The 12,372-nt window shown below is 62.1% G+C and carries 13 protein-coding genes; 5 read left to right on the top strand and 8 right to left on the bottom strand.

What is annotated here, in order from left to right:
* Positions 1–34 precede the first annotated feature (34 nt).
* Positions 35–1,183 (top strand): DUF2865 domain-containing protein, encoded by a 1,149-nt coding sequence (locus F3H98_RS10560; RefSeq protein ID WP_149760108.1) that lies wholly within the window; start codon positions 35–37, stop codon positions 1,181–1,183.
* Here the strand turns inward: F3H98_RS10560 and gltX are convergent.
* The 3 genes from gltX to F3H98_RS10545 form a co-directional block, all read right to left on the bottom strand.
* Entirely contained in the window at positions 1,101–2,474 is a 1,374-nt protein-coding gene (gene gltX, locus F3H98_RS10555) for a glutamate--tRNA ligase (protein ID WP_149760107.1), read from the bottom strand. The genes F3H98_RS10560 and gltX overlap by 83 nt on opposite strands.
* 90 nt (positions 2,475–2,564) lie before the next feature.
* Complete coding sequence (locus F3H98_RS10550; protein ID WP_149760106.1) at positions 2,565–4,367, bottom strand: ABC transporter ATP-binding protein; 1,803 nt, start codon at positions 4,365–4,367, stop codon at positions 2,565–2,567.
* A 435-nt stretch (positions 4,368–4,802) separates the two neighbouring features.
* Positions 4,803–5,225 (bottom strand): GNAT family N-acetyltransferase, encoded by a 423-nt coding sequence (locus F3H98_RS10545; protein ID WP_149760105.1) that lies wholly within the window; start codon positions 5,223–5,225, stop codon positions 4,803–4,805.
* A gap of 182 nt (positions 5,226–5,407) precedes the next feature.
* Here F3H98_RS10545 and F3H98_RS10540 point away from each other — a divergent pair, with 182 nt between their 5' ends.
* Positions 5,408–5,665, top strand: coding sequence for a hypothetical protein (locus tag F3H98_RS10540; protein ID WP_149760104.1), 258 nt, complete (start codon positions 5,408–5,410; stop codon positions 5,663–5,665).
* Here the strand turns inward: F3H98_RS10540 and F3H98_RS10535 are convergent.
* Together F3H98_RS10535 and F3H98_RS10530 are read right to left on the bottom strand one after the other, a co-directional pair.
* On the bottom strand, positions 5,649–7,352 hold the full coding sequence (locus F3H98_RS10535; RefSeq protein WP_149760103.1) for an NAD+ synthase: 1,704 nt from the start codon (positions 7,350–7,352) through the stop codon (positions 5,649–5,651). The genes F3H98_RS10540 and F3H98_RS10535 overlap by 17 nt on opposite strands.
* Before the next feature lie 68 nt (positions 7,353–7,420).
* Positions 7,421–8,134, bottom strand: coding sequence for a DNA-3-methyladenine glycosylase I (locus F3H98_RS10530; protein WP_149760102.1), 714 nt, complete (start codon positions 8,132–8,134; stop codon positions 7,421–7,423).
* Between the two features lie 114 nt (positions 8,135–8,248).
* Here F3H98_RS10530 and F3H98_RS10525 point away from each other — a divergent pair, with 114 nt between their 5' ends.
* Positions 8,249–8,809 (top strand): DUF1003 domain-containing protein, encoded by a 561-nt coding sequence (locus F3H98_RS10525; RefSeq protein ID WP_149760101.1) that lies wholly within the window; start codon positions 8,249–8,251, stop codon positions 8,807–8,809.
* The gene (locus F3H98_RS10520) at positions 8,810–9,400 is read left to right on the top strand and encodes a DedA family protein (RefSeq protein ID WP_149760100.1); all 591 of its coding nucleotides are present in this window, start codon (positions 8,810–8,812) and stop codon (positions 9,398–9,400) included.
* Here F3H98_RS10520 and F3H98_RS10515 read toward each other — a convergent pair.
* The 3 genes from F3H98_RS10515 to F3H98_RS10505 form a co-directional block, all read right to left on the bottom strand.
* Positions 9,397–9,987: a hemerythrin domain-containing protein gene (locus tag F3H98_RS10515; protein ID WP_149760099.1), complete on the bottom strand. Its 591-nt coding sequence runs from the start codon at positions 9,985–9,987 to the stop codon at positions 9,397–9,399. The two genes, F3H98_RS10520 and F3H98_RS10515, sit on opposite strands and share 4 nt — an antisense overlap.
* Positions 9,988–10,027: 40 nt before the next feature.
* Positions 10,028–10,387 (bottom strand): diacylglycerol kinase, encoded by a 360-nt coding sequence (locus tag F3H98_RS10510; RefSeq protein ID WP_149760098.1) that lies wholly within the window; start codon positions 10,385–10,387, stop codon positions 10,028–10,030.
* A 108-nt stretch (positions 10,388–10,495) separates the two neighbouring features.
* Positions 10,496–10,915 (bottom strand): GFA family protein, encoded by a 420-nt coding sequence (locus F3H98_RS10505; RefSeq protein WP_149760097.1) that lies wholly within the window; start codon positions 10,913–10,915, stop codon positions 10,496–10,498.
* A 372-nt stretch (positions 10,916–11,287) separates the two neighbouring features.
* Between F3H98_RS10505 and F3H98_RS10500 the strand changes: the two genes are divergently transcribed.
* A complete protein-coding gene (locus tag F3H98_RS10500; RefSeq protein ID WP_149760096.1) occupies positions 11,288–12,352 on the top strand; it encodes a GGDEF domain-containing protein in 1,065 nt (354 codons plus the stop codon).
* Positions 12,353–12,372 lie beyond the last annotated feature (20 nt).

The raw sequence follows: 12,372 nt of genomic DNA, 5'->3' as shown, positions 1-12,372 counted from the left end.
ACTTCAGGTGCCGGCGCCCGGCTCGGGAGGTTGCATGGCTGCGCGGATGCAAGGGCTGAAACGGCTTGTCGCGACAATCGCGGCGATTGCCGCCTGTCTCGTCCTTCACACCGGCGCAGCACTTGCCGACGCGCGGCTCTGCCGACAGCTTGAAGCCCAGCTTGCAGCGCTTTCGCCGGGCGGTGGCGGCGGAGCGCAATACAGGAAATACGACAAGGCCGTCGCGACCCAGCGCGACCAGTTGCGCCAGGCGCGCGGACGCGCGCGTGCGTCAGGCTGCGGGTTTTCACTCTTCGGCGGTGGTGGCGGCGGTGAGTGCGCGAGGCTGAACCGCACCATTGACCGCATGGAGAGGAATCTTTCGGCCTTGCAAAGTAAGCGCACGCAGCTCGCCGGCGCCGGCGGGATGAAACGACAGCGCAACCGCCTGCTGGCTTCGCTCGACGCCAACGGCTGTCGCGACATGCCGGCACAACAGCGAGAGGCCCGGCGCTCGCTTGAGGAAACCGGCCGCGGCATGACCCTCTTCGACCGGCTCTTCAATGGTGGCGTCAGGCCTCTCGAGGAACTCGAGGCGGAGATGCCGGATAATCTGCGTCGCGTGCCGAGCGACGAGTGGCAGTCATCGGGCGGACAGTACCGCACATTGTGCGTGCGCACCTGCGACGGCTACTATTTCCCGATCTCGCCATCCTCCTCGATGCGAGACTTCGACCGGGACCAGCAGAATTGCGAGGCCATGTGCCCTGGCACCGAGGCCCAGATCTACTACCAGGATGCCGCCGAGGAGAGCGCGGAAACCATGCTGTCGACTGCGACCGGCGCACCTTATGCGGATCTGCCGACGGCATTTCTCTACCGGCGGGCCGGCACTGTGCGCCCGACCCAATGCGGCTGCAACCCGGACAAAAACTTCTCGATCATCGCGGGAACGCCACCGGCCGACGAATGGCGGACCGTCGACCCCGAGTCCGCAACCGTTGCCGCTCCGCCCACCGAGGGCAGCATAACCACGTTCGGCGAGGCGCCGGCCAGCCCGGCGGCGGAGCCGCCCGCACCGGCTGAAGTCACCACCTTGCCGCCGCCCGGTGAACGCAAGGTCAGGGTCGTCGGGCCAGTGTTCCTTCCCGACCAAGAAGGGGCAATAGATCTGCGAGCTCCGGCCCGGAGTGGAGCCCAGTGAGCGCCAGGCGCAGCGGCATGAACAGCGCCTTGCCCTTGCGACCGGTCTTTTCCCGGACCTGACCGGTCCATGTCTTCCAGGTCGAGCCATCCCATGGTTCTTCGGGCAGCAGGTCGAAGGCTTCGCCGACGAAGTCGCGATCCTCATCTGAAAGCTGCTCGCCCTGCTCAGGGCTTTCGTTGACGATCCGCCACCACTTCTGCGCGTCTGCCAGCGTGTCGAGATTGCCCCGCACCGCCAGCCAGAAAGGCTCGGCGCGCTCGCCATCGACGCCAAAGGCCAGCAGGCGTGTCTGCGCCTCCTCGAAGGGCATTGCATGCAACAGCACGCGGTTCAGGACGCCGAGTTCGGCGGGATCGAATTTGGAGGCGGACTTGGAGGTCGAGGCGGGGTCGAAATTTTCGGCAAGCTCTTCCATCGTGCGTACTGCCGAGACATTCTCGGAGGTGCCGATCAGCACTGCGAGCGAGGCGATCGCCATCGGCTCGATGCCGCTTTCGCGCAGGCCGGATATCGACAGGGCGCCGGTGCGCTTGGACAGCCCTTCACCCGACGTCGTGGTGAGCAGATTGTGATGGCCGAAGGCCGGCGGCTCGGCGCCAAGGGCCTGGAAAAGCGCGATCTGGACGCCGGTGTTGGTGACGTGGTCGTCGCCGCGGATGACGTGGCTGACCCCCATGTCGATGTCATCGGCAACGGAGGGGAGCGTGTAGAGATAGGTGCCGTCGGCGCGCACCAGCACTGGATCCGACAGCGATCCAAGATCGACCGTTTCCTCGCCGCGCACGACATCGTTCCAGTGGATTTCTGTGCGTTCGGTCTCAAACGGATCTGTGCGGAAGTTCGGCAGCAGGAAACGCCAGTGCGGCTGGCGGCCCTCTCCTTCAAGATCAGCCTTCTCGGCTTCGGTAAGCTTCAGCGCCTCGCGGCCATAGACCGGCGGCAAACGGCGTGACAGCTGCACCTTGCGCTTGAGTTCCAGCTCTTCCGCTGTCTCGTAGCAGGGATAAAGCCGGCCGGAAGCCTTCAGCCGCTCGACCGCGGCATCATAGGTGTCGAAGCGCCGCGACTGGTAATCCACCGCATCGGGGAAAATACCCAGCCAATGCAGGTCGTAGAGAATGCCGTCGGCATATTCCTGTTTCGAGCGGCCAATGTCGGTGTCGTCGAAACGCTGGATGAAACGGCCCTTGTTCTTCAGCGCAAACAGCCAGTTGAACAGCGCGGTACGCGCATTGCCGATGTGGATATGGCCGGTCGGCGACGGGGCAAAACGGACGGTTACGGTCATGGCCGGGGGCGTAACCGATGCGGTGGGCCTTGGCAAGGCATCCGGTCATCCCCAAGAAAAAGGCCGCGCCCGAGGCGCGGCCTTTTCAAGTCACAGAAGGCCTTTGGTCAGTTCCAGCGCCTGCCGTTCGAACAGCCGGCGATAGATGCCGCCGTCGAGCCGGATCAGCTGGTCGTGATCGCCCTCCTCGGTGATCCTGCCATTGTCGAATACCAGCAGCCGGTCGAGCGCACGAACCGTCGACAGCCGGTGCGCGATGACCAGCGTCGTGCGGCCCACCATCAGGCGCTCCATCGCCTGCTGGATCAGCACCTCCGATTCCGAATCGAGGCTGGACGTCGCCTCGTCGAGGATCAGGATCGGTGCATCGGCGAGGAAGGCCCGGGCAATCGCCACACGCTGGCGCTCGCCGCCCGACAGTTTCACGCCGCGTTCGCCGACCAGCGTTCCATAGCCCTTGGGCAGCCGCATGATGAAATCATGGGCGCTGGCGAGCTTGGCCGCTTCCTCGATCTCCGCCTGGCTGGCTCCGGGCCGCGCGTAGGCGATGTTCTCGGCGAGCGAACGGTGGAACAGGATCGGCTCCTGCTGCACGATAGCGATCTGCTGGCGCAGCGACGCCTGGCTGACCTTCGCGATGTCCTGGCCGTCGATCAGGATCTGGCCCGACGTCAGGTCGTAAAGTCGCTGGATCAGCTTGACGAAGGTCGTCTTGCCCGAACCCGAGTGGCCGACCAGGCCTACCCGCTCGCCCGCTTCGATCGTCACCGAGAAGTCGCGATAGAGCGGCAACCGGTGCTGGCCGTAGTGGAACGTCACGTTGTCGAACTCGATGCGGCCGGCGCCGATGCGAATCGGCCTGGCGCCCGGCCGGTCCGCGATGCCCAGAGGCTGACCCTGAATGTCGACCAGTTCCTCCATGTCGTTGACGGAGCGCTGCACGTTGCGGACATGCATGCCGACGTCGCGCAGATAGCCCTGCAGCACGAAGAACGAAGTCAGAACGAAGGTGATGTCGCCGGCGCTCGCCTGGCCACGCGACCACAAAAGCAGCGCAAAGCCGATCACCGCCGCCCTTAACGCGAGCAGCGTCACGCCTTGCGTGGTGCCGTTGATGGTGCCTCTCGCCCAGGTCCGCTGCGTGCGATGCCGCCACTTGGCTGTGACCTTCGCCAGGCGGGCGTCTTCGCGCTCCTCGGCGCCAAAACCCTTGACCACCGCGTTGCAGGAGACCGCATCGGCCAGCGCACCGCCCAGCCGCGTGTCCCAGCTGTTGGCGAGGCTCGCCGCCGGCGCGACATAGCCGAGCGACAGCGACACGGTCAACGCCACGTAGATGATGGAGCCGACGGCGATGATGAGGCCCATCATCGGCCAGTACCAGCCGAGCAGCAGCGTCGAGCCTATCAGCATGACCAGCGACGGAAACAGCGCCACCAGGATCGTGTCGTTCAGGAGGTCGAGCGCCCACATGCCGCGCGTCACCTTACGCACGGTCGAACCAGCGAAGCTGTTGGCATGCCAGTCGGTGGAGAAGCGCTGGACACGATGGAAGGCGTCACCGGCGATGTCCGACATCATCTTCAGCGTCAGGTCGATGATCCCCGAGAAGGCGATGTGACGCATGACGATGGCGCTGCCTGCCAGCGCTATTAGTGTGGAAAACGCTGCGATTGCCGCATTCCAGGCAACTTCGTCGGAAGCCGCGCCGCGAGCGACGGCGTCAACCAGCCGGCCGGAATAGAGCGGCGTCAAAACGTCGGCGAGCGTCGACACCAGTACGGCGCCCATGATGATGACAAGCCGGCCGGGCTGGCGCCGCCAGTGCACGGCGGTGAATTTGAAAACGCTGCGGAAAGCCCCGCCGCGCAGGTCGATACGAAAACGAGCCATGGTGTCATTTCGGGCGCAAAAAACGCCCGGCCTCACAAAAGATGGAAAAGAAACGCCGCGGTGAGGACGGAAAAATGTCGCTCGAATGCGGAGTACGAACAGATTCGGCGATCAAGCCTGTCAATTCAGGCGGTGATCGCGGCCAGCGAACGCCAGTTCTGCAGCTGATCGCTCCTCGCAGAGCGAAGCTGAAGACCTAGGCCTCGCGGCCTCGTGTAACAACACTGTTGAATACTGCCATTTGTACCTCCCGCAAGAAATTGCGGAGAGGCGCTTATAAAAGAGGCAACACGCTTCGCCAACCCCTTTGCTGCACGAATTCGCCGTTGGCATAGCCGGTGCGGCAGCTCTGCAACAATTCAGCAATCCTAATCAAGCAGGCAGGGATGCCAACGCGGGTTGGTTCGCACCAAGGCCAAGCCGCCTAAAAGATTATTATTCCGACCGAGGACGCGGCGGGCGCACGAGGCGCATGTATATGCCGTCATTGGAGGTCACGAAGCCGAACCGTTCGTAGAGCGCATGCGCGTCGGTGGTGCGCAGGCTCCAGCCGCTGACGGATGCGAGTTCGGGGTGATCGAGCAGCGCCTGTATCAGCTTTTTGCCGATGCCGGCGCCTTGGTGCTCCGGCCAGATGATGACATCGGCGATATAGGCGAAATGCGCATAATCCGTGATGACGCGACCGAAACCGACCTGCTTGCCGTCGAGATAGGCGCCAACGCACAGCGAATTGTCGAAGGCCCGGCGATGACTTTCATCGCTACGGCCCTCGCCCCAGTAGCTGGCCTTGATCATGTCGGAGGTCGCCCGGAAATCGATCCGCGACCGGTCGAAGCTGATTTCGAGATTGTTCATCGGTCTTCCTAGAAGTGAGAGGCAATCAGTGCCACGGACCGGGCAAGATCAATGGGCTAGGTCGCATATCCGATTGTGCCTGCTGCATTTGCAACCTTCGGGTTGGCTATTGTCGCGCCGACCGCGCCAAGTCAGTCGAATCGTGTTATGTTGGTGCGGTTGACAGCGCGAAGGCATGTACGATGGCCAAGGTGCGACACGACAGTTTCGAACGTTTCTATTACGAGAAGATCGGGCTCGGCGAAGGCTGCGGCTGCGCCGAGCATGTCACACGCATCCGCGATCTCGACGCGCTGGCTGCGCAAATAGCTGCGCATCGCGCGCGGCCCCAAACATGGGCCACAGTCTCCGTCTGGCTGCGGAGTTTGGTTGCTCCCGCCGGACGCAAGGCCGCATCGGCCCTAGCCCGCAATCCGGCCCCCGTTAGCCGCGATCCCTGAAGCGGTTGGTGATGGGATAGCGGCGGTCGCGGCCGAAGTTCTTCTTGGTGATTTTCACTCCCGGCGCTGCCTGCCGGCGCTTGTATTCGGCAATGTAGAGAAGGTGTTCGACGCGCGTCACAGTCTCGCGCGGATGGCCGCGCGCAACGATCTCGTCGACACCCATCTCGTTCTCGACCAGGCATTCCAGAATGTCGTCCAGCACCGGATAGGGCGGCAGCGAGTCCTGGTCGGTCTGGTTTTCGCGCAATTCCGCCGACGGCGCCTTGTCGATGATGTTTTTCGGGATCACCTCGCCCGAAGGCCCCAGCGCACCGGGTGGCACCGTGGTGTTGCGCCACGCCGACAGCGCATAGACCTGCATCTTGTAGAGGTCCTTGATCGGGTTGAAGCCGCCGTTCATGTCGCCGTAAAGCGTCGCGTAGCCGACCGACATCTCGCTCTTGTTGCCGGTGGTGACGACCATCGAGCCGAACTTGTTGGAGATTGCCATCAGAATAGTGCCGCGCGCACGGCTCTGCAGGTTTTCCTCGGTGATGCCTTCCTTGGTGCCCTCGAAAAGCTGCGTCAGCGCGTGCGAAAAGCCCTCGACCGGCTCGGCGATCGGCACGATGTCATAGCGACAGCCGAGCGCGCGGGCGCAATCCTCGGCATCTTTTAGCGAGTCCTTCGAGGTGTAGCGGTAGGGCATCATCACCGTGCGCAGCCGCTCCTCACCGAGAGCGTCAACGGCAAGCGCCGCACAGATCGCCGAATCGATGCCGCCGGAAAGGCCGAGAACGACGTTCTTGAAGCCGTTCTTGTTCACATAATCGCGCAAGCCCAGCATGCAGGCGCGGTAATCGGCCTCGTCGCGCTCTGGGATTTTCGACATCGGCCCGCCGGTACAGGCCCAGCCGTCGGACTTTTCTTCGTTTTGCGCGCCTGCGGCGTCGCGGCGTTTCCAGGTGGTAACAGCGACTGCCTCTTCGAACTGACTCATCTGACATGCCAGCGACTTGTCGGCGTTGATGGCGAAGCTGGCGCCGTCGAAGACCAGTTCATCCTGGCCGCCAAGCTGGTTGGCGAACAGGATCGGCAGTCCAGCCTCGATGACCTGGCGCAACACCACCTGATGGCGCACATCGACCTTGCCGCGATAGTAGGGCGAACCGTTCGGCACCAGCAGGATCTCCGCCCCGTTTTCGGCCAGCGTCTCGCAAATGCCGAGGTCGTTCCAGATCTCCTCGCAGATCGGGATGCCTATCTTCACGCCTCGGAAATTGTACGGCCCCTGGATCGAGCCCTCGTCGAAGACGCGTTTTTCATCGAACTCGCCGTAATTCGGCAGATCGACCTTGTAGCGTTCGGCGATGATCTTGCCGCCGTCGGCGACAACGACCGAATTGTGGGTGCCCGTCTTGCGTTTCAGCGGCGTGCCGACGACGACGCCCGGACCGCCATCGGCGGTATCGGCGGCAAACTCCTTCACCGCGCGCTCGCAGGCGGCGAGGAAGGCCGGCTTCAGCACTAGGTCTTCCGGTGGGTAACCGGAAATGAACAGCTCGGTGTAGAGCACCAGGTCGGCGCCCTGCCGCGCGGCGTCCGCCCTCGCCTCCCGAGCTTTGGCCAGATTGCCGGCGATGTCGCCGACAGTCGGGTTCAGTTGGGCGACGGCGATACGAAGGACATCGGGGCGTTTGGTCATGGCAGCGGTTTAGCGCGACACCATTCGAGCGGCAATGCCGTTCGCTTGTGCCACGTTCGGGATCAGGCTTAATCCCCCATATACTCCCGCAGCACTTCAGGCGGATGGTTCTCGCCGATCGACATCGAGAGAATGCGCGAAAGATGCCGGTAAGGCAGTCCGGTTTTTTCGGCCCAGGCGTTCATCTGTTCCTGGATACGGGCAAGGTCCTTCTTCGAAGTCGGCGTTTCGGCGACATCGAGGCCGCTGTCACGCAGTGCTGCGACGAAGTCGCGCGACACGATGAAACAGTCCCAGCCGATCCAGCGCAGGAAATACTGGCCCGTGTTGCCGCCGAGCCGGCTGCCATGCTTGCTAAGGTAAGCGGTCAGGCCGATCTGGTCATCTTTCGGCCAGTTGGCGAGAAATTTGCCGAACCCGCCATGCTCATTCGAGACGCGCTCCACGAAGGCGGCATTCTCCCTGACCGACTTGATCTTCTGCGGGTTGCGCACGATGCGCTTGTCGGATGCCAGCTCGTACCAGAAATCGTCCGGCTGGAAGAGCAGGCGCTTCGGTTCGAACCCGAGAAACGCTTCCTCGAAGCCCGGCCATTTGTTCTCGATGACGCTCCACACGAAACCGGCCGAGAAAACCCGGCCCGCCATGGTTGAAAGGATGCGGTCGTCGGTGACATCGGCGACGGAGGCATTATCGGGCAGCGGCCCGAGCAGCGACCGCAGGACGTCGTCGCCACCTTTGCGTTTCGCCGCGCGGGCGCGGATTTTCGCGAAATCGGACATCGGTTCACCCTCCCCTTAGAACAGCCCAGGCGAAAAAGTCCCGATGGCTTGCCGTACCATCTTCATATAGTTCGGCCATGACGTGCAACCGGGGTGTAATGGAGGAAAGGCGAGATGAACAAGACCGTGGCCGACCTGGCTCACCGCTGGCTTTCCCGCAACAGCGAAACACTGAGCGACGCAGAACGACGGGTCCTCCAAAGCGCCATCGAACGCAGGCCGGTGGCGCGCGACACGAACAAGAAGCACTTGGACACATCCAGTCTGGGCGAGCGGGTCGCCGACGCGGTGGCGCGGGTCGGCGGGTCCTGGAACTTCATCATCGGGTTCCTCGTTTTCCTCGCCGCATGGACCTCTCTGAACTCCGTTCTGCTCTTGAGCCATGCTTTCGATCCCTATCCCTACATTTTCCTCAACCTCATCCTGTCGATGCTGGCCGCCTTACAGGCGCCGGTGATCATGATGTCACAGAACCGGCAGGCCGAACGCGACCGCCTCGACGCGGCGCACGACTACGAGGTCAATCTGAAGGCGGAGATCGAAATCATGGCGTTGCACGAAAAGCTCGACGAACTGCGGCACCAGGAGATGCTGGGGATACGCGACCAGCTCGCGGAACTAACCCAGGCCGTACGCCGGCTCGACCGGCGGCCTGGCGGGGCGGAGCCGGCCTGAATGGCCGACACGATCCATGTCCTGATTGCGAAATACGGGTTGCTTGCCGTCTTTCTAGGCTGCATTGCCGAGGGCGAAAGTGCAGCCATCCTCGGCGGCTTCTTTGCGCATCAGCGCGTCTTCATTCCGTGGCAGGTCTTTTCGGCGGCTTTCGCCGGCGCCTATCTCGGAGATGCCGCGCTGTTCTTCCTCGGCCGCCGGTATTCCGGGAATTCCTTCGTGTTGCGCATGCGCGAAAAGCCGGGCTTCAGCCATGCGCACCGCTTCATCACCACCCATCCCAACACATTCGTGTTCTTCAACCGCTACGCTTACGGCATGCGCGTCATCGGCGGCATCACAGCCGGACTGTCGGGCATTCCGGTCAGCCGTTTCCTTCTCCTCAACGCACTCTCGGCACTGATCTGGGTCACCCTGTTCGGATCGATCGGCTATCTCGGCGGCATGGGCGCGGAAAAGCTGCTTGGCGAAACGCTGGCCGAGCATCAGCGCCTGATCCTCGCATTGGTCGGCGGACTGACGGTTACCGCGCTCGCCTGGTACGCGGCGCATCACTTCTTCCGGAACGGCAACGGCAAAGAGGACGGTTAGCCGACGCCCAGCCCCTGATCGCCGCGATCGAGGATCAGCGGAATGATCAGGTCTTCCTCGTCGGCAAGGTGGCGGGTGAGCATGGCGACCAGCCGGGTGTTCTCGTCGGCATAGGCATCGGCCGCGAAGCGCTGCTTGTCGGTGTCTTCCTGCAAGGCGCGCAGAAATCCGTTTGCCGTGTCGGCATTGCGGTCGAGCGCTTCGTGGATGAGATGATGGTCGGCATCGAGAATGTCGAAACCGCGCTTCAGCTTTTTCTCGGCAGCCGCGAAAATCGGAAAGTAGTGCTGATCCTCGACATTGTGGTGACCGTCGAGCTGACCGAGGAAGAATTGCAGCCTGGGCGCGAAGAACCGAGCGAACTCGGGTGCGGTCGCCCTGCCCTCGCGGTAATCGGAGATAGCGCCGCTCAAAAGGCCGCCAAGCTCGCGAAGCATGTCATGGCGCTGCAGCCACATCGAGGCCATGCCGCCGATATTGGCGTGGCCCTGCCACGCCTCGCGCGGATATTTTTCAACGAGATAACGCAGGTCGTCAGGCAGACCGGCGCGGCGCTCAAGTCCCAGTTCGGTTTCAATGCCGGCCATGTCGGTCTCCTTTGGTAACCGACATATAGGAAGGGGAGCGTCAGATCGTAAGCCCGGTGAGACGTTCGACGATGGCGATGCCCCAGACGCCGGCGGCAATCACTACTGAGATCAGCACGGCAAGCGAGCCGCAATCCTTGGCGAGCTTGATGTCGATGTTGAATTCACGCGAGACTGCGTCGCAGGCGGCCTCGATGGCGGTGTTCAACACCTCCACCACGAGCAAAAACAGCACCGACCCGATCAGTAGCGCATAGCCGCGCCAGGTGGTCGCAACGAACCAGCCGAGCGGCAGCGCCAGCACCAGAAGGAAAAGCTCCTGCTGGAATGCAGCCTCGTGGCGCATCAGGTAGCGCGCCGCGCGCATCGAGTTCTGGAATGCCTTTATCAGCCGCTCCATTCAGCCGAATCCCCTTGCGATTTCCCAAACGCGATCATGTAGCGCAGAGGATAGTCCGTGGAACAGCCGGGAATCGTCGGCACGGCCGATGCATGCAGTTTGGTCGGTTCAACTGCCGGCGACCTTTATCGACGGCGTCGAGCCGGCGTGCCGGGGCAGATCATCGTCGATCTCGTAATAGTCGCCCTTGTCGCCGACAAAAATATGCACTTCGCCTTTAAGCACGGAAGGCTGGTCGAACGCGCCGGCCATGACCGATATCTCGGCGAGTTCGTTGTGTTTCCAGAAAAGAGCCGAGCCGCAGATCTTGCAGAAGCCGCGGCGGGCGACATCGCTGGCGCTGTACCAGGTCAGGTTTTCTCCGCCGGTCACGTCGAGATCGATATCGGCGACATTCGTCGCGGCGTAATAGTGCCCTGACTGCTTACGGCACTGCGAGCAATGGCAGTAGATCACGCCGCGCAACGCGCCGCCGGTCTTGAAACGCACCGCGCCGCAAAGGCACGAACCCGTATGGATATCCGTCATCTTTCCCCCATCGTCCGGTCAACTCCCTTCGCACAGTAGCGTGTCGACATGAATGGCGAAATTTTCAACCGAGGATCAGATAATTGCGACGTGTCGCGCGCCCGGCGTACCGAGGGAAAACCAGAAGCGTTGCATAGATGAAAAACTTCTTCATTCATCAATATAAAATCCATGGATACTGTTCTGAGTGCACTCCTTTTGGATTTTTTGGTTTTTAAGAAAACTTTAGCGGCATCGCTTTATATTGCGTACTGAAATCGCATTCAGGCACGGCGCCGCCGCTGCAGAATGCCCGAGGGGTGGCCCGCATTTTCCGTCCATGACGACAGTCGGCAGTAGGAAGATCGCGGGCTCGGGGGTCGAGCGGACGGAATGCAAGCTGCCAGTACAGTGGAAGAACGGGTCACCGACATTGCGACAACGATCGCGATGACCATGCGGCAAACGGGCGTGCTCGGATTGCCCCGTAACTATGAGATCTTCTACGAGGCGCTGACCGGGGCAAACCATGCGTTGAGCCTCGAGCTCGTGTCGCTCGGCAATCGGCCCAAGCAAGAGGATCTCGACAAGATCGGACGCAAGTATTTTGCCCAGCACCATGGCCACGGCATCGTCGAGAACGCGCGCGAAATCATCGCACGTGAGCTCGAAGAGATCGCAGCGATCATGCGCAACGAACGCATCCATCTGGAAAAATACGGCAAGATTCTCGGCGAAACATCGGATGGCCTTGCCAATCGCACCGTCAACAAGGACCTGCTGCAAAAGATCATCGGCGTGATGGCGGTCGCCACCAAGTCGACCATCGACCACGGCAACCAGGCGACGGCCTCGCTGGGCGACAAGACCGCCGAGCTCGAAACGGTGAAGACGAAGCTTGAGGAATACAAGAAACTCGCCGACACCGATCCGCTGACGCACATATGGAATCGCCGCGCCTTCGACACGCGTATGGCCGGTATCTACAACAACAACACCCGCATTCTGTTCAACGCGCTGATCCTGGCCGATATCGACCGCTTCAAGGAAATCAACGACCGCTACGGCCATCCCGTCGGCGACAGAATCCTGCAAATCATCGCCGAGATCCTGCGCGAGAATGTCAGCGAAAGCGCTTTCGTGGCGCGCACCGGCGGGGAGGAATTCGCACTCATCATCGAAGGGGCCGGTGAGGAAGCCATTTTCGAACTGGCCGACCGCATCCGCAACGCGATCCACCAGACGCCGTTCGGCAACGTCCAGACCGGCGAAAGTTATGGACCGATCTCCATCTCGATGGGCATCTGCATGGCGGCGGACGCAGACGGTCCGGACGATCTCTATGCAAAGGCTGATCGCGCGATGTACCGTTCCAAGGTGGGCGGGCGCAATCAGGTGACCAAATACGCCGCCCCGGCGAAGCCGAGCAAGAACTGGTTGCTCTACCGACCGGACTGAGAGCGCGACGAACCCTTTCC

Origin of the sequence: Neomesorhizobium albiziae (genome assembly GCF_900114255.1) — a bacterium.
GTDB classification, from domain to species: domain Bacteria; phylum Pseudomonadota; class Alphaproteobacteria; order Rhizobiales; family Rhizobiaceae; genus Neomesorhizobium; species Neomesorhizobium albiziae.
The sequence above is the reverse complement of the archived record's forward strand: the minus strand, read 5'-3'. Positions and strand labels throughout refer to the sequence as shown.